Genomic DNA, 15,767 nt, shown 5'->3' on the forward strand with positions numbered 1-15,767 from the left:
TCGGCTCGGCGGCCGCACCCTCGGACCGAGGGCCGCGCGTTGGACGACGGGCCGGCGCGGTCTCGTGTCGCGGGGCGCCCACGGGGAGTGAACTCCGCGCCCAAGGAGTCGAAGGAAGCCGAGACGCCGACCGCCGCGGCCGACGCGGACGCCGGGGCGGAGGCCCCGACGGAGAAGGCGGCCAAGAAGGAGCGCGGCGGCAAGTCGCGCGAGGGCAAGGACGCCAAAGAGCCGAAGGAGGCCAAGAAGGCGAAGGTGGCCCCCGGCGTGACCGGCAAGGTCGCCAAGTTCGTGCCGGACAACCCCAACTTCCGCTACATCGTGCGCGTGGCCAACACCGACCTCGACGGCACGCGGCCGGTCCGGCTCGCCCTCACCGGCGTTCGCGGCGTGGGGCCGCGGTTGGCGGAGGTCGCCTGTCGTCTGTCCGGGGTCGTCGCGACCGAGCGTATCGGCAACCTTCCCGAGGCAACGGTCGAGGGGCTGGAGAGCACGCTCGGCTCGCTGCCGGCCAAGGTCCCGCCGTGGATGATCAACCATCCCCACGAGCCCGTCCAGGGCGAGTCGATCCACTACATCGGCGCCGATCTCGATACGCGACGGCGCGACGATGTCAACCAGATGAAGATGATCCGCAGCTACCGCGGGGTGCGTCACGAGCGGGGCCAGAAGGTTCGGGGCCAGCGCACGCGCTCGAACGGCCGGACGGGCATGGCGGCCGGGGTGCTGAAGAAGGCCGCGAAGGAAGCGGCGGCGGCCGCGTCGCGCGAGGAGTCCGCGCCGGCTGCGCCGGCCGCGCCGGCGCCCGCGGCCAAGAAGGAGTGACGCGGCGATGGGCGATCCCAAGTTCCTGCGCCGCACCTACGACAAGCCCAAGCACCCGTGGGAAGCGGCGCGCATGGACGAGGAGCGCAAGCTCCTCGAGCGCTACGGCCTGAAGAACAAGCGCGAGCTGTGGAAGGCCCAGTCGATCCTGCGGGGCTTCCGCGGTCAGGCGCGCGAACTGCAAGCGCGGCTGCGGACCGGCGAGCCGCAGGCGCAGCGGGAGACCGAGCAGCTCCTCGCCCGCCTCACCCGCCTCGGCGTGCTCGCCGCCGGCACGCCGACGATCGACGATGTCCTCGCCCTGACCACCGAGGATGTACTGCGCCGCCGCCTCCAGACGATCGTGACCGGCCGGGGGCTCGCGCCGACCGTCACCGGCGCGCGGAAGTGGATCGTGCACGGGCACTTCTCGATCGGCGACCACCGGGTCACCCGGCCCGGCTACCTCGTCCGGCTGGACGAGGAGGGCCAGATCGCCTACGCCGGTTCGAGCCCGTTCTCCGACGACGACCACCCGATGCGCTCCGCCCTGCGCGAGCGCCTCGCCGCGAAGGCGGCACCGCCCGAGGCTCCGCCCCTCGCGGCGGAGGAGGGACGCTAGGCGATGGCGAAGATCGGGATCGCGCACATCTACGCCAGCTACAACAACATCCACATCACGGTCACCGACATCACCGGCGCCGAGACCCTGGCGAAGGCGACGGGCGGGATGGTCGTCAAGGCGGCGCGGGACGAGTCGAGCCCGTACGCCGCGATGAAGGCGGCCGACCAGATCGCGGCGGTCCTCAAGGAGAAGGGCTACGAGACCCTCCACGTGCGCGTGCGCGCGCCCGGCGGCAACCGCTCCCGCTCTCCGGGCCCGGGGGCCCAGGCGGCGATCCGCGCGCTCGCCCGCGCCGGCGTGAAGATCCAGCGCATCGAGGACGTGACCCCGATCCCGCACGACGGCACGAAGCCGAAGGGCGGGCGTCGCGGCCGGCGGATGTGAGCCGATGCCGGTCACGATCCAAGAGCTGAAGCCGCGCTCCACCCTGCTCGAGTTCGAGGGCCCGAGCGCCTCGCAGGTGAACGCCATCCGGCGGACGCTGCTCGCCGACGTGCCGAAGCTCGCGATCGAGGACGTCGAGTTCCACCTCGGCCCCATCCGCGACGAGGCGTCGGGGAAGGACTACGACTCCTCGACGAGCATGTTCGACGAGGCGGTCGCGCTGCGGCTCGGTCTGCTGCCGATCCCGACCGACCTCGGCCAGTTCCACCGCAAGGCAGAATGCACGTGCGGCGGCGCGGGCTGCCCGCACTGCCAGGTGATCTACTCCATCGACCGCAAGGGCCCGTGCACCGTCTACGCCAAGGACGTCGTGCCGCTCGGCGACGCCTCGCTCGCGATCCTCGAGCCGGACGTGCCGATCGTGCGCCTCGGCGCCCGCCAGGCGCTCCTCGCCTACGCGACCGCGGTCGTGGGCAGCGCCCGCGATCACGCAAAGTGGCAGGTGGCCCACGCGGTCGGGATGTACCCGCGGCCGCACGTCCACATCGCCAAGAAGGAAGGGTGCAGCGACGCCTGCCTGAAGCGGACCGCGGCGAGCTGCCCGGTCCACATCCTCGAGTTCTCCGGCGGCAAGCTCTCCGTCACCGACGAGCCCCGGTGCATCGACTGCGGGGCGTGCGAGCAAACGTGTGAGCACGGCTCGATCAAGATCGAGCCCGACGACGAGCGCTTCTTCCTGCGCTTCGAGACCGACGGGTCGCTGACGCCGCGCGAGGCGCTCCGCTACTCGCTCAAGGAGCTCAAGCGCCGGTTCGAGGACCTGCGCGAGACCCTGCAGTCGATCCCGTAGCGCGGCTCGGGCTCGTCCAGTCGTAGCGCAGGATCGCTGCGACCCGCCCGAGCGCACCGAGGCGCTTGCCGGCCTCGCCCTCGTCCTGGACGACGAGAATGCGCGCCCGGGCCGCGCGCGCCCGGTCGAGCGCGGGGGCGAGGGTCGCGTCGGCGAGCAACGACTCGGACACGAGGATCAGCTCGACCGCTCCCGCCGCGACGGCCTCCGCGACCTCGGCGGGCCCGACCGCGGCGCGGACCCCGCTGGCGAGCGAGCGGACGAGCCGCTCGACGACCTCCGCTTCCTCGGCGGCGACGCTGCCGCGCAGCACCTCGGAGGCCCGGCCCGAGCGCAGCAGCTCATCGATCCCGACGCGCCCGGATTCCGCGGTCGCGACGACCGTCAGCTTGCGGTGCAGCGCGGGGTCGGCCTCCGCGAGCCGCCGCTTGAGCTCCTCCTTCAGGAAGCCGGGCCCCGCGACGATGACCGCGGTCGCGCCCGCGGCCTCCCGCTCGATCAGTCCGAGGAGCTCGTCGACGTAGGCGCGCCGGTCCTTCTCCCCCTGGGTGCCCTCGTAGCGCTTGCCCGCGATGGTCCGGCGCACGTCCGCGACCGGCTCGATCGCCCGGCCTCGGAGCCGCACGATTGCCGAGTCCCCCCAGTCGACCGCGGCGATCAGGACCGTCGGCTCGCCCGCCCCGCGCAGCCCCTCGTCGAGCAGGGTGCGCTCGGCCGCGGTGGGCTCGGGCTTGATGACCGTCACCTCGTCGCCCTCAGTCAGATCGAGGGTGTGGTGGCGGCCGACGTCGAACGGACCCTCGACGATCGGACCGGCGATCCGCACGTGCCGGGAGAAGCCGTGGAATTCGACCTGCTCGGCACGCACGGCGAGGTAGACGCGCCGGCGCGCCCGCTCGGCGCCCGCTACGTCGGGGGGTGCCTCCGGGTCGCGGCGCGTGGTCGAGGCGCCGACGATCTCGCCGGGTCGCACCAGGCGCGCGATCCGCCACAGGTCGCTGGGGGTCTCGAGCCGAAGCCGGAAGCGGCCGGTAGCCGCATCGTGGTGGAGCAGGCGCACGGTCGGTCCCCGGCGGGCGCGGGGAAGGGCGCGGAGTACATCCTCGTTTCGATGGGGCGCCGGTCCCGCGTCGCCGTCCGCGCTTCGGAAGGCTTATCGCGCGGTGGTCGGGTCGGGTCGGACGCGGGGGAGGGGGCTCCTGAGCCGATACGGCGACCTCTTCGGGCGGCCGTCGTTCCGGCCGTTCCTAGCGGTCGGGGCGCTCCAGTTCGCGGCACCGTCGACCGTTCTCGTGATCCTGATCTACGCGGTGACAATGGCCTACCCGGCGGCCGACCGCGCCACCTACGCGCCACTCGCGCTCGCCTTCCTCGGCCTATCCTCGGCCCTCCCGACCCTCCTGACCGCGCTGTTCGCCGGGGCGATCGCGGACCGCCACGATCGCGGCGAGCTGATGCGCACGATCAACATGATCTCCATCCTCGCGACCGCCGCGGCGACCGCGGACTTCCTCTTCGCGCCGGGGGCGCGCGTGCCGGTCCCGGGCCCCGCCGGCTTCTACCTGCCCCTGTGGCTCCTGCTGACCTACCCCTGCTGGGGCGCGATCGTCGTCACCTCCACGCTCTTCCGGCCGGCGTTCAACAGCTCGGTCCCGAAGATCGTCGACCCGGTGGACCTCGGGCGGGCCAACGGCGTGATCTACTCGACGGCCGCGATCCTCTCGGCGGCCGGCACGCTCAGCGTCGGCGGCCTGTTGAGCGTCTCGAGCGCGACGTTCGCCTTCGTCGTGCCGTTCCTGCTCTTCTTCGCGACCCAGGCGACGCTGCTGCTCGTGCGGGCCGACCTCTCCGTGCCGCGCTCCGGGCGTCGACGCGCGGTCCTCTCCGAGGCGAAGGAGGGCTTCGTCTACCTCGGACGGCGACGCGAGCTCCTTCAGATCACGGTCGCCGCACTGCTCGTGAACTTCTTCAGCGCGGTCGCGCTCGTCGAGCTGGGCCTGTACGTCGGATTGTGGCTCGGCCTGTCCGCCGGCGTATGGTACGGCGCGATCGTCACGGCGTCGACGCTCGGGGTCGCGGTCGGCTTCGTGCTGATCTCGCGCTTCCGCTTCGAACCGAGCGCGGGCCGGACGATCATCGCGTTGACGGCCTGCATGGGGCTCGCGCTGTTCGCGCTCGGCCTCGTGCGCTCGATCTGGCTCGCGCTGCCGATCATGTTCGTCTACGGGATGATGCCGGGGATGATCCAGACGGTCGTCCTGTCGACGATCCAGGCGACCGTGCCCGACGCGATGATGGGGCGGGTCTTCTCGGCGGACGAGGTCGGCAGCTACGCCCTCGTGCCGTTCGGTCAGGGCACGGGCGGGCTCCTCACCCTCGAGATCGGGGTCCAGGGCACCTACCTCGCGGCCGGCGGGGCGATCGGGGTGTTCGGCCTCGTGATGGCGACTGGTTTCGGTGCGCTGCGCCGCCTCGGCTTCCACCCCCGCTCGGCCGAGCCCGTGTCGGCCGACGGGGAGGCCGCCGCGAGCAGCTAGTCAGTCGCGCCCCGGCGAGACCGGGATCTGTTTGCGGGAATACCAGCCGTGCGACGGGCCGAGGCTCCGCACGAAGCCGAGCCGCTCGTAGAGCCGGATCGCGCTGCCGTTGCCCTCGGTGACATTGAGGACGATCGACGTCTCCCCGCGCTCGCGCAGGCGGTGGATCGACTCGACCAGCAGCGACCGCCCGAGACCGCGCCGCCGATGGGCCGGATCGACCATCACATCCGCGATCAGCGCGCCGTACGGCGCGCGGACGACCAGCACCGCCCCCACGAGCGCGTCCGGTTCCTCCGCGACCGGGGACGCCCAGGGCAGGAACTCTCCCCATCGCCCGGCGAGGAGTTCTGCGACGTCGTGGGAGGCATCCACCGTCGGATCGAGATCGGTCAGGAACAGGTAGCGATCGAAGTGGTCGGTGTACGCTCGCACGTGCATGCGGGCGAGGGCGAGCGCATCGTGGGTGCGGGCGGAGCGGAGGCGCGCGGGCGCGGGCTCGGAGAACGGCGGGGTCGGAGCGTTCGGGGGAAAGCGCATCTCCGAACGACCGAACCGTCCGAACCCGAGCGACTCCATCAACGCCGCCTCGGCCTCGTCGGAGAGTCCGGCGTGTCCGCCGGGCGCGAAGGAGATCGGCCCGGCGCGCTCGGCGATCGCCGCGTACAGCTCCCGGTAGCCCGCGGCCGACTGAGCTCCCGCCCTCCGATGCGCGATCGTGACCATCGCGCCGAGCGCGGAGGGCGGGTCCCAGATGGCGATGGCGACCGGACGGTCGCCGTCCTTGAGCAGGACGCCCAGGGCCGTGCCCGCCCGCACGTCGGCCTCGAGCGCGGAGCGGAACGGCAGCGCCTCCTCCACGGGCGGACCGCGCGAGCGCAGCGCGTCGAGCGCGAGCTCGATCGCGGACGCACGGTCCTCGCCGAGCGACATCGCCGTCGACATCTTCCTCGCCGAGGTCGGGCCGGCTCATCATCCTGCCGACCGCGCTCCCGAAAAGGTAGTTAGGCGGGAGGGGTACCCGGCACCGTGCCCGACGCGATCGCTCCCATCGACCGTCTGCTGCGCGAACGCCACCTGTTGCGCCATCCCTTCTATCTCGCCTGGTCCCGCGGCGAACTCTCGCGCGCGACGCTGAAGGAGTACGCGGGCCAGTACTACCACTTCGAATCGAACTTCCCCCGGTACGTGGCCGCGGCCTATGCGAAGCTCACCGACCCGCGCCAGCGCCGCGTTCTTCTTGGGAACCTCACCGACGAGGAGGGACGGGACCCGACGCACCCGGAGCTGTGGCTCGACTTCGCGCAAGCGCTCGGTCTCTCCCGCCACGCCGCCGCGAGCGCGACGGCCCTCGCGCCGACGCGCGCGCTGCTGCGGGCCTACGAGCAGCTGACCGACGCCGGGAGCGCGAGCGCGCTTGCGGCGCTCTATGCGTACGAGTCGATCTTCCCGGCGATCGCCGCCGAGAAGTCGCGCGGGATCCGTGCCTTCTACGGTCTCGACGCGCCCGCCGCACACGAGTTCTTCCGCGTGCACACCGGCGCCGACGTCGAGCATTCGGCGGCGGAGCGGAGGATCCTGCGTTCGGAGATCGCCGGCCGCCCGGAGGCCGCGCGCGCGGCGCTCTCGAGCGCGGGCCGCGCGATCGGTGCCTGGTGGCGGTTCCTCGACGGGTTCCCCTGCCACTAGCGACCGGGAACGCGCGCCGCGCGCGCGCGAGCGCGCGGGGGCTGCGCCTATCGACATCGGCAAGACCCCCAGCCCGCGTCGCATCGGCCATGTCGCTGTTCGTCGTCGAGCATCGCCACCCGGCCGACCGCTGCCCCGCGGGCAACCCCCAGATGGCACCGTTCCTGCTGCAGATCCTCTCGCCGGCCAACGCCCAGAAGGCCGGGCTCACGCTCGTCGGCGACGCGGTCGCGCGCGGGCAGCACCACCTCTACGTCCTCATCGAGGGGCCGAGCGAGTCGGCCGTGCGCAGCTACCTGGGACCGTTCGCCCAGGCCGGCAGCCTCGACGTGATCCCCGCCTCTTCGTGCGAGGAGGTCGTGAGCCGCGGCGCCTGCTGAGCGTCCTTTCCCCGGCGGGCACGCCGCCGGGACGTGGCGGAGCCCACGCTGGAGCTAAAGGGCCGAGGCGGTTCGGCGCCCGCGGACCGATGCCGGGCACCGAGGGGAAGAAGGCGGCGACGTCGACCGCGGGGGTGCGCGCCGGGCGCGAGCCCGAGGTGAGCCCGCTGCTCCCCGACCTCGTCCTGCCCATCGAGGCGCGGGACCACCACCGCAACGCCGCGAACGCACGCTGCTCGCTCGTCGAGTACGGCGACTACGAGTCCCCCGGGTGCCGGGCATCGCTCGGCGTGGTGCGGGAGCTTCTCGACGACCTCGGGGACGAGCTGTGTTACGCGTATCGGCATTTCCCACAGCTCGAGGTGCATCCGCACGCCGCCAGCGCGGCCGAGGCCGCGGAGGCCGCCGACCTCCAGGCGAAGTTCTGGCTGATGCACGATCGCCTGTTCGATCATCAGGACGAGCTCGCGCCCGCCCTCTACCGGCGGCTCGCAGCGGAGCTGCCGGTCGACGTCGCCCACTTCGAGCGTGACCTCGCCTCGGGCGCGCCGGCCCGGCGCGTCGCGGGGGATCTCGAGGAGGGGCGACGGCTCGGCGTCGTCGAGACCCCGACGTTCTTCGTCAACGGCCGGATGCACGTCGGCTCCTACGAGTTCGAGGCGCTGCGCGCGGCGCTCGTGGCCGTCCCCGGCGGCTAGCCGGCCCTCGGCCCGCGGCGGTCGGCGCTCGCGCGCCGGCTGGTTCATATACGTGCGAGACGATATGTCAATCGTCAGACAAAGCTAGGGGGATTGTCTGACGGGCATGACCGACACGTCGGAGCGGGTGACGGTCCGGATCCCGCAGGAGCTGCTCGAGAAGCTCAAGCAGCTCCAGCAGACGAAGGGGACCCCGACGATCTCCGACACGATCCGCGAGGGGCTCGAGCAGTACATCGAGCTCCACCTCCCGCCGCAGAACGTTCGCAAGGTCGTGGTCGAGCTCTCGCGGCAGGACAACAGCCGCCTCGAGGAGTTCGTCCGGGAGGGCAACTCCGTGAGCGTCGACGATGCGGTCCGCTCCGCCGTGCGCGAGTACATCCGCGGCCGGCTCGAGCAGCTGGGCCCGCCCGCGCGGACCCACCGACGCGAAGGGGAGCCGCTGACCGCCGAAGGCTCCCCTCCGCCCTAGGCGGTGGGCGAGCGCATGAGCCCCGACGGCAAGCCACCCGAGGCATGGGCCTCGCTCGCGCTCTCGCCGCCGGTCGCGGTCGTGGGGCTGGGGGGCGCCGGCAGCGAGGCGGTCCAGGACCTCGTCAGCCTCGGGATCCCGGGCGTCCGAGCGTTCGCGATCAACAGCGATGCCAAGCACCTGCTCCGCATGGGCGTCGAGGAGCGGATCCTCATCGGCACGCGCGAGCTGCGGGGGCGGGGTTCCGGCGGGGATCGCGCGTCGGTCCTGCGCGCCGCCGAGGAGGGACGCGAGGAGATCCTGCGGCGCCTCGCCCCGTTCGAGATCGTCTTTCTGCTCGCCGGTCTCGGCGGCGGCACGGGCAGCGCGCTGCTGCCGTTCCTCGCCCGGGAGCTCCGCACGACCGAGACGCTACCGGTCCCGGTCGTCTTCCTGCCGTTCCAGGTCGAACTGGACACGAACCAGGGCCGGCGCGAGAACGTCGAGGCGACGATCGGCGAGCTCGAGGAGATGGGCGGCCTCCTGCTCGTGCTCAACAACGAGAAGCTCCGGCGCTTCGAGTCGCTGCCGATCCACCGGGTCTTCCATGTCCGCAACGCCTACCTCCACTCCCTCGTCTCGAGCCTGGTCGACATGGTGGAGAACCCTTCGCAGCTCAACGTGGACTTCGCCAGCCTCAAGAACCACCTGCGCGAGGCCGGTCTCTCGACGCTGATCGTCGGGGAGTACCACATCTCCGAGCCCGAGCGGCTCGTCCACCAGGCGCTCAGCGACACGCTGCTCGACTACCACCTCTCGGAGCTCCCGAGCGCGCTCGTGCACCTGGACGGAGGCGCCAACCTCACCCTGCGCACCCTCGATCGGGTCCTGCGCACGCTGCGCCAGCGCCTCGGGGAGCCGAAGCACCTCGTCTTCGGCACCCGGGTGCGCCCGGAGCCCCGCGAGGTCGTGCGCCTCACCGCCGTCATCGGCGGCTTGCGGCCCCGGAGCGTGCGCGACGCGCTGCGCCCCAACGGACCCCACGAGGGCCCGCTCGTCGCACGCTAGGGGCGAGGCGGCGCGGGACGCGCCGGCGCGCGCCGGTCGAGCTCGCCGTGGACAAGGTCGATCACCTGGGAGGCGCGGAGCGAACGGGGCCCGACCGAGAGCCGGGGGACCCCGCTCGCCCGGGCGATCGATGCCTCGAGCTCGGAGGGATCGTACGGGTCGGAGAGGAGGGCACCCACGTCCCCGGCTCCCGGGTCCCATCGTTCGATCGGCTCGCCCGCCTCGGTCAGCCACACGGCGCCCGGCCGCTCGAGGAACTCCCGCAGCGCCGGATCCGGCGCGACCGGCCCCACCGTCAGACCCGGCGACGCCTCGAGGGTCCGGTCGACGCCGCTCGAGCGGCTGAGCGCGTTCTTCAACAGGGCCGCGGTCGACCGCTCGTCCGGATTGAGGTAGCGCAGGCGCGCGCCCACCAGGTCGATCCGCCGCGCGGCCGGCGGGGGCTCGGCCACGAAGAGCACCGTGACCTCGGTGTCCCGTCGGAGATCGTTCGAGAGCGTGAAGGCGGTCGACACCGCCCGGGCGATCTCGTCCATCCGCCCCGCGCCGCCGGCCAGGTCGTTCAGGCTGAACCGCCCCGAAACGGGGACCCGGTGGGCGAGCAGCAGGAACCGCCGCACGTGGACGCCGAAGCGACCGGTCGATTAAGGGTGCGACGGCTCCGGCCGGGGCCCGGGGCGGGGCCTACAGCGGGTCGTCGCGGCGTCGGGGCCGCGGGGCCGTCGGCGGGGGCGGCAGCGGGTTCTGCCGGCGCTCCAGCCAGACCTCGTCCCCGAGCTCATGGTAGACCGCGTGGGCCGCGATCCCCGTGCCGTGCTCCCCGTGCGGGAGGCGGAACGCCCCCGAGCGGTTCGCGTTCGAGGAATACACGACCTCGGCCTCGCCGGCGGCGGCCATCGCCGCGCTCTCCTGCCGGGCGAGCTCGAAGATGCGGTCCTTGCGGAACATCCAGTAATGGATGCGCCACTCCCGGCCGTCGTAGAGCGTCGTCTCGTCGCGCTCGGTCTCGAGGATGCCGGTGTCCTCCAGCATGTAGAACGTGTCGCGATCGTCCGGCTCGAGGACGTTGTCGATGATCCGCTCGTTGAACCCGAAGAAGTTGAGGACATGGGCCGCGATCGAACGGGCGTCCTCGGGGCGCATCCCCTCGTGGCCGACGGATCGGCGGATCGCCTTCGCGAGCGAATCGAAGTCGACCGGCCCGGACGCATCGCCCAGCGCCGCATCGGTCGGAAGGCCGACCCGGGTCGTCCGGACGTCCTCGTCGGTGCGCAGCGGGACCGGGTTGCGAAGGGTGTACCGGCGGCTCGACGCCTTCGGCTCGCTTCTGGGGTTCCGCATGCCCGTGTCTATCCTTGCCCTGCGTATAAATAACTGGCGAAGACGGCTAACCGCGCGCGGGTCCGGAGCGTCACCGGCGGGAGCCAGCCGGGGCGCTTCGCGATGTCGCTCGGCGCGCTACAGGACCACCCGGCGCCCGCGTCCCACCCGCTGGAGCGCCTCGACCCCGGGCCGCCACTCCTCCTGCTCGATCCGTAGCTCGAACTCGGCGAGGCCCGAGATGTCGCGCGGGAACGGAAGCAGCGACTTCGCAACGTAGACGTGAGCGAACGGGCCGCTCGAGGGGCCGCTCCAGCGCCGACCGGCCTCCACCAGCGAGCGGTACTCGTAGTACTCGGGAGCGGGGACGAACCAGAGCAGGCGGTCGTCGGTCCCCCGGCCGGCGCGCGGGCCGCGCGAGAACACCTGGAGTCCGAGGTGGCGGATCACCGCCGTCGGAAGGCTGAAGAGGTGCCGCTCGCCCGGGCGGGCGGAGGCAAGGAGACGACCGCGCACGGTCTCGACCGCCAGCGCCTCGCGGGCGCTCAGGGTCGCGATCACCCGGGCCAGTCCGGGCCCTCTCGCGAGGAACGAGATCGCGCGGCCGCTCTCGCTCGCCGGGTCGTCCTCGGGACGGAAGCGGATCAGCTCGGCGACCTCGAGCGGCAGCTGGGTGGTCAACCAGGTCGGGTGGACCGCCCGGAGTACGACGTACTCCATCCGGGTACCGTCAGACCACGATGCTATAAGAATTCTGATAGCACCGCGCTCGGCCTTACGCGCGCGGGCAGGCGCTCCACCGCCGTCGCGACCGAGCGGAAGTCGTCCGTCCGCAGGACGAGGTCGGCCGCCCAATCCACCTCGGGGAGGCGGGAATTGATCGCGATGCCTCCGCCGACCAGGGGGAAGATCGCGGCGTCCGCCCACCCGTCGCCGGCATGGACGATCCTCCGCGGCGAGACCCCGAGACGGCGGGAGAGCGCCTCGAGCCCGGCGCGCTTGTCGGCGTGGATCCCTCCCGGCGGGCCGACGATGCCGTCGACCACCGGCTGACCGTCGGTCCCCGCGAAGGCGTCGAAGCCGAAGCGGCGCACGTACCACTCGCCGACGTACGGAGGGTTGTGCGAGAGCAGCGCGACGCGGATCCCCCCGGCCTGGAGCCGCGCCACACCCTCGACGATCCCCTCGAGCCTCGGCGTCGCGGCGAGGGCCCGCTCGATCGCCGCGACCGGCGTGCCGGCCGCGAGCGATAGCATGTCGCGCAGATGCTCGTCCTCGCCGATCTCGCGGGCGAAGAAGCGGCGGTTGGTCCGCGCGAACGCGTCGCGCTGGCCGAGGGTCTCGGCGATCACCTTCCAGCCGTGCCCGCGCGTGAGGGTGCCGTCGATATCCACGGTCAAGAGGCCCCAGCCCGCCGAGCCCATCGCTACGGCGCGGGTCCGGGGGAGATAACCGTGCCGGGGCACCGGGATCCGGACGTCAACGGGAGGCGCGGGGCAGCGCGGGCCGGTCGTCCTCGGGGCGCGTGGGCACGGGCAGCTCCCGGGTCCACGAGGCCGGCCCGCCGCGCTCCGCGTCGCGTCGCGCGCGGTGGGCGGACGCCTGCATCGCGCGGATCAACGGGCGCGCGCCGATCGGCGCCACGATCGTCGTGATCAGGCCCACGCCGGCGACGATCGTAAAGATCGTCGTGGTGAAGATCCCGGCGTCGAGCAGGATCACCGCCATGGCCAGTTCGACCGCTCCCCGGCTGACCACGAGGAAGCCGATCGCGAACGACTCCTCGGACGAGCGTCGGAGCGTGAGGCCGACGGCGGAGCCGACCAGGAACTTCGAGACCACCGCATAGATCGTGAGCGCGGCGAACGCGATGAGGGCGACGATCGACGTGCCGAGCTCGAGGAAATCGGTGCCGTAGCCCACGAGCACGAAGAACAGCGGAATGAAGAACCCCCAGCTCACGGCCTCGAAGATGGTGATGATCGAGCGGTGGACCGTGCGGCCCGTGATCTCGGGCGTCACGATGATGCCGGCGTAGAAGGCGCCGACGACGAACGTCAGGCCGAGGTACTGGGAGTAGAGGGCCGACGCCAGGCCCGCGATGATCAGCAGGGCGAATCCGGCCTCGCGCGAGTGCCACGTCGAGCGGAAGCGCTGGACGAAGCGACCCCATCGGGGCCGGCTCACCGCCCAGCGCAGCACGAGGTAGACGGCGAGGATCGACCCGAGGAACAACAGGACCGCCCCGACCGCGAGCCCCGCGGCCGCGAGGCTCCCGCCGGCGCCGCCGCTGCCGATCCGCAGCAGGATCGCGAAGACCGTGACCGCGCACAGCTCGTTGACCACCGAGGCGCTCAACAGGAACGCTCCGAACGGGGTGTCCAGGAGCTCGAACTCCTGCAGCATGATCGCGAGGACGGGGAGCGCGGTGATCGACACCGTGAGCGCGACGTAGAGGTCGAGCAGCGAGCTGAAGGACGGGTAGAGGAGGTGGACGATCCCGGCACCGGCGAGGAACGGGACGAAGAAGATCCCGACGCCGAGCAGCACGGCGGGCGTGCCCACCTCGCGCAGCTGTCGGGGATTGATGGTGAGACCGGCCATCATGAGGATGAAGAACGTCGCCAGCGTCTCCAGGCCCGTGAACTCCGGCGTGATCGCGCTGAGCCCGAGCGCCGGGCCGAGGAGCGTCGGGCCAAGGATCACCCCGACCAGGAGCTGACCGACGAGGGCGGCCTGGCCGAGGTGCGTGAACAGCTCGCCGACCAGGACGCCCAGCGCGACCAGGAGGAACAGCCCGACGATGAACTCGGTGGTGGTGTTGATCATCGCGCTCGCCCACCCGACGTCGGCGACGGGGGACTCCGACGTGGATCCCCGAGCGCCACCGCCGGCCCCACGCCAGCGTGTCCGGGCGGCGCCATAACTAGGTTTGCCCGCGCAGGCGGTGCCCGCTCGGGCCCGCACCGCTTTGTGCCCGCGACCGGTCGCCCGGCGATGCCAATGGGGTCGGAGGCGCGATCACCCCCACGTCCACGCGGCCCGGACCGTGCCGCGGTGGACGCCCGTCGGGCGCGCGCCCTCGAGGAGCCGCTGGACGTGCGGCTGCGTTCCGACGACCCGTACCCGCTCCTCGAGGTTCGCAATCCGTTGCACCGGACCAGCTACCTCGTGATGCTGCCGGAGTATCCGGAGCGGACATCGGCGCTGTGCACCTGCACCGACTTCGCGCGCCGCGGCCTCGGCACCTGCAAGCACATCGAGGCGACGCTCGCCTGGCTCGCCGCCCATCCCCCGGCCCCGCAGGCGGCGCCGGCCCGTCGCCCGGGCGCCGGGCTCGCGCGCCGGTGGCATCGGATCGATGAGCGGCTGGAGGCGCTCGGTCGCCGGCCGGGCAGCCTGCGGGCCCGGATGCGGAGCGCCGGCCGGATGCTGTACGAGACCCCGGGTCGATAGGACCACGGGCGAAGGGGTTGCACCGGCCGACGGGGCCGACCTACGCCGAGCTCATGCCCGGCGCGCCCTTGAGCGCGCGGACCTTGTAGTACTCGGGGTCGACGATGACCTCGCCGTTGACGCCCATGGTCTCGATCGTCTTGAGCGTCGGGCCGACCTGCTTCTTTGCGGCCTGCCAGTCGGGGATCGGGATCGAGAACTTCTTCTCGACCTCCGTCCGGTAGATCGGGCCGGAGTTGTACGAGCAGAACGGGATGATCCGACCGTCCGGTACCGCGTAGTGGATGTCGCAGCGCATCAGCCGCTGGATATCGTAGTCGTAGGCGTCCTGGAAGTGCATGTTGCCGATGTAGAGCGTGCGCCACGTGAACTTCGCGAGGGCCTCCTTGTTGCCCTCGGTGAAGATCCCCGCGATCACCTTCACGCAGTTCTTCTCGCTCAGTCCCTCCGGGGCGTGGGCGAAGTCGAAGTACTTCGAGACGTCGTGCAGCAGGCGGGCGCCCGCGACCGCGGTGCGCACGCGCGAGAAGCGCGCATCCCGATACTTCTCGATCATCGACTCGACGTTCTCGAAGAAGCCGTCGACGTCCATGAACCGCGGGAGCGGGGTGATCTTCTGCCCGTCCTGCGAGATGAACGCGAACGTGGCGCACCCGCAGCCCGGGTGCGTCGTCAGCGTCATCTTCTCCTCGCCGTGGATGATCGAGACGAGTTCGGAAATCGGGGCGACCGAGGGGACCGGGAAGAAGTCGGAACGCTCGAACGGGCCCTCCGTGCAGAGGATCCGGACGAGGTCGGACTGGGTGAAGCGCATCTGGAAGCGGTCCTTGTCGGGGATGCGCGCGGTCAGGGCGACCGGCTGGAAGTTCACGCCGCGGACGACGTCGATATTGTCGATCGCGAACTTGACCGTCGGCCAGATCTCCTTCTCGTTGAACCCGCCCACCAGGGTCGGGACCAGCACGACCGAGAGCGGCTTGTCGGGCTTACCCGCTGCCAGCTCTTCGGGAGAGGAGTGAGTGGATCGGGCGGCCTGGATGGCCTTCTCCTTGACCTTCAGGAGCGGGACGCCTCGCACCTTCCGGTAGATCTCGTCGTCCAGTCCGTCGAACTGGAGGTAGAGCGTGTGGAGTCCCGAGTTCCGGGCCTGCTGCGCGAAGCCCGCCTCGTTGGCGAAGCGGATTCCGTTCGTAGCAACCTGGACCTGCTTGAATCCGAGCTCCCGCGCCATTCCACAGGCGTCCAGGAAGAGCGGGGACAGCGTGGGCTCGCCGCCCGAGAACTGGACCGCCACGGTTCCGACCGGCTTCTGCTCTCGCAGGGTCTTCAGCATGAAGTAGATCTGCTCGCGGGTCGGCTCGTAGACGTAACCCGCCGCGTTGGCGTTGGCAAAGCAGACCGGGCAGGTCAGGTTGCAGCGGTTGGTCAGATCCACGTTGGCCAGCGCGCTGTGCGAGGTGTGCAGCGAGCAGATGCCGCAATCGTCCGGGCAGACGGCGTCGGCG

Annotated in this window: 18 protein-coding genes and 1 pseudogene; 11 read left to right on the forward strand and 8 right to left on the reverse strand. The window is 71.8% G+C overall.

The window, feature by feature from the left end; all coding sequences use genetic code 11:
- The first annotated feature begins 87 nt into the window (after positions 1 to 87).
- The 4 genes from VEL82_01880 to VEL82_01895 are packed head-to-tail and all read left to right on the forward strand — an operon-like array spanning position 88 to position 2,663.
- Positions 88 to 825, forward strand: a complete 738-nt coding sequence (locus tag VEL82_01880) for a 30S ribosomal protein S13 (GenBank protein ID HXW66620.1) — start codon at positions 88 to 90, stop codon at positions 823 to 825.
- Between the two features lie 7 nt (positions 826 to 832).
- Positions 833 to 1,426, forward strand: coding sequence for a 30S ribosomal protein S4 (locus tag VEL82_01885; GenBank protein ID HXW66621.1), 594 nt, complete (start codon positions 833 to 835; stop codon positions 1,424 to 1,426).
- Positions 1,427 to 1,429: 3 nt separating this feature from the next.
- The gene (locus tag VEL82_01890) at positions 1,430 to 1,813 is read left to right on the forward strand and encodes a 30S ribosomal protein S11 (protein ID HXW66622.1); all 384 of its coding nucleotides are present in this window, start codon (positions 1,430 to 1,432) and stop codon (positions 1,811 to 1,813) included.
- A 4-nt stretch (positions 1,814 to 1,817) separates the two neighbouring features.
- A complete protein-coding gene (locus VEL82_01895) occupies positions 1,818 to 2,663 on the forward strand; it encodes a DNA-directed RNA polymerase subunit D (protein HXW66623.1) in 846 nt (281 codons plus the stop codon).
- On the opposite strand, the gene VEL82_01900 is transcribed toward VEL82_01895, so the two are convergent.
- A complete protein-coding gene (locus VEL82_01900) occupies positions 2,614 to 3,723 on the reverse strand; it encodes a hypothetical protein (GenBank protein HXW66624.1) in 1,110 nt (369 codons plus the stop codon). The genes VEL82_01895 and VEL82_01900 overlap by 50 nt on opposite strands.
- 103 nt (positions 3,724 to 3,826) lie before the next feature.
- On the opposite strand from VEL82_01900, the gene VEL82_01905 reads away from it, so the two are divergent.
- Positions 3,827 to 5,200 carry an MFS transporter gene (locus tag VEL82_01905; GenBank protein HXW66625.1) on the forward strand — a complete coding sequence of 458 codons (1,374 nt, stop codon included), beginning with the start codon at positions 3,827 to 3,829 and terminating at the stop codon, positions 5,198 to 5,200.
- On the opposite strand, the gene VEL82_01910 is transcribed toward VEL82_01905, so the two are convergent.
- On the reverse strand, positions 5,201 to 6,145 hold the full coding sequence (locus VEL82_01910; GenBank protein HXW66626.1) for a GNAT family N-acetyltransferase: 945 nt from the start codon (positions 6,143 to 6,145) through the stop codon (positions 5,201 to 5,203). It lies immediately after the preceding gene.
- 84 nt (positions 6,146 to 6,229) lie between these two features.
- Between VEL82_01910 and VEL82_01915 the strand changes: the two genes are divergently transcribed.
- The 5 genes from VEL82_01915 to VEL82_01935 all read left to right on the forward strand — a co-directional run bounded on the left by VEL82_01915 (position 6,230) and on the right by VEL82_01935 (position 9,486).
- Positions 6,230 to 6,889, forward strand: a complete 660-nt coding sequence (locus VEL82_01915) for a CADD family putative folate metabolism protein (protein HXW66627.1) — start codon at positions 6,230 to 6,232, stop codon at positions 6,887 to 6,889.
- Positions 6,890 to 6,978: 89 nt separating this feature from the next.
- Positions 6,979 to 7,269, forward strand: a complete 291-nt coding sequence (locus VEL82_01920; protein HXW66628.1) for a DUF3303 family protein — start codon at positions 6,979 to 6,981, stop codon at positions 7,267 to 7,269.
- A gap of 89 nt (positions 7,270 to 7,358) precedes the next feature.
- Positions 7,359 to 7,967, forward strand: coding sequence for a thioredoxin domain-containing protein (locus VEL82_01925; GenBank protein HXW66629.1), 609 nt, complete (start codon positions 7,359 to 7,361; stop codon positions 7,965 to 7,967).
- 106 nt (positions 7,968 to 8,073) lie between these two features.
- On the forward strand, positions 8,074 to 8,439 hold the full coding sequence (locus tag VEL82_01930; protein HXW66630.1) for a ribbon-helix-helix domain-containing protein: 366 nt from the start codon (positions 8,074 to 8,076) through the stop codon (positions 8,437 to 8,439).
- Between the two features lie 15 nt (positions 8,440 to 8,454).
- Positions 8,455 to 9,486 carry a hypothetical protein gene (locus VEL82_01935; GenBank protein ID HXW66631.1) on the forward strand — a complete coding sequence of 344 codons (1,032 nt, stop codon included), beginning with the start codon at positions 8,455 to 8,457 and terminating at the stop codon, positions 9,484 to 9,486.
- Here VEL82_01935 and VEL82_01940 read toward each other — a convergent pair.
- The 5 genes and pseudogenes from VEL82_01940 to VEL82_01960 form a co-directional block, all read right to left on the reverse strand.
- On the reverse strand, positions 9,483 to 10,106 hold the full coding sequence (locus VEL82_01940; protein HXW66632.1) for a tRNA (pseudouridine(54)-N(1))-methyltransferase TrmY: 624 nt from the start codon (positions 10,104 to 10,106) through the stop codon (positions 9,483 to 9,485). The genes VEL82_01935 and VEL82_01940 overlap by 4 nt on opposite strands.
- 298 nt (positions 10,107 to 10,404) lie before the next feature.
- Positions 10,405 to 10,704: pseudogene (locus VEL82_01945) on the reverse strand (DUF6015 family protein).
- 240 nt (positions 10,705 to 10,944) lie between these two features.
- Complete coding sequence (locus tag VEL82_01950) at positions 10,945 to 11,526, reverse strand: hypothetical protein (protein HXW66633.1); 582 nt, start codon at positions 11,524 to 11,526, stop codon at positions 10,945 to 10,947.
- Positions 11,527 to 11,549: 23 nt separating this feature from the next.
- Entirely contained in the window at positions 11,550 to 12,230 is a 681-nt protein-coding gene (locus tag VEL82_01955; protein ID HXW66634.1) for an HAD family hydrolase, read from the reverse strand.
- A gap of 55 nt (positions 12,231 to 12,285) precedes the next feature.
- Positions 12,286 to 13,635, reverse strand: a complete 1,350-nt coding sequence (locus VEL82_01960; protein ID HXW66635.1) for a cation:proton antiporter — start codon at positions 13,633 to 13,635, stop codon at positions 12,286 to 12,288.
- A 228-nt stretch (positions 13,636 to 13,863) separates the two neighbouring features.
- Here VEL82_01960 and VEL82_01965 point away from each other — a divergent pair, with 228 nt between their 5' ends.
- Positions 13,864 to 14,262, forward strand: coding sequence for a hypothetical protein (locus tag VEL82_01965; protein ID HXW66636.1), 399 nt, complete (start codon positions 13,864 to 13,866; stop codon positions 14,260 to 14,262).
- 40 nt (positions 14,263 to 14,302) lie between these two features.
- Here the strand turns inward: VEL82_01965 and VEL82_01970 are convergent.
- Positions 14,303 to 15,767, reverse strand: a 1,465-nt coding sequence (locus VEL82_01970) for a radical SAM protein (protein ID HXW66637.1), incomplete at its 5' end; no start/stop codon positions are given.

The sequence above is a fragment of the Thermoplasmata archaeon genome (genome assembly GCA_035622275.1).
GTDB lineage: Archaea > Thermoplasmatota > Thermoplasmata > Lutacidiplasmatales > UBA184 > Lutacidiplasma.

Coding starts and splice junctions, on each gene's coding strand:
- VEL82_01885 (HXW66621.1), top strand. CDS start 833: ATGGGCGATCCCAAGTTCCTGCGCCGCACCTACGACAAGCCCAAGCAC.
- VEL82_01890 (HXW66622.1), top strand. CDS start 1,430: ATGGCGAAGATCGGGATCGCGCACATCTACGCCAGCTACAACAACATC.
- VEL82_01895 (HXW66623.1), top strand. CDS start 1,818: ATGCCGGTCACGATCCAAGAGCTGAAGCCGCGCTCCACCCTGCTCGAG.
- VEL82_01910 (HXW66626.1), bottom strand. CDS start 6,145: ATGTCGACGGCGATGTCGCTCGGCGAGGACCGTGCGTCCGCGATCGAG.
- VEL82_01920 (HXW66628.1), top strand. CDS start 6,979: ATGTCGCTGTTCGTCGTCGAGCATCGCCACCCGGCCGACCGCTGCCCC.
- VEL82_01925 (HXW66629.1), top strand. CDS start 7,359: ATGCCGGGCACCGAGGGGAAGAAGGCGGCGACGTCGACCGCGGGGGTG.
- VEL82_01930 (HXW66630.1), top strand. CDS start 8,074: ATGACCGACACGTCGGAGCGGGTGACGGTCCGGATCCCGCAGGAGCTG.
- VEL82_01935 (HXW66631.1), top strand. CDS start 8,455: ATGAGCCCCGACGGCAAGCCACCCGAGGCATGGGCCTCGCTCGCGCTC.
- VEL82_01950 (HXW66633.1), bottom strand. CDS start 11,526: ATGGAGTACGTCGTACTCCGGGCGGTCCACCCGACCTGGTTGACCACC.
- VEL82_01955 (HXW66634.1), bottom strand. CDS start 12,230: ATGGGCTCGGCGGGCTGGGGCCTCTTGACCGTGGATATCGACGGCACC.
- VEL82_01960 (HXW66635.1), bottom strand. CDS start 13,635: ATGATCAACACCACCACCGAGTTCATCGTCGGGCTGTTCCTCCTGGTC.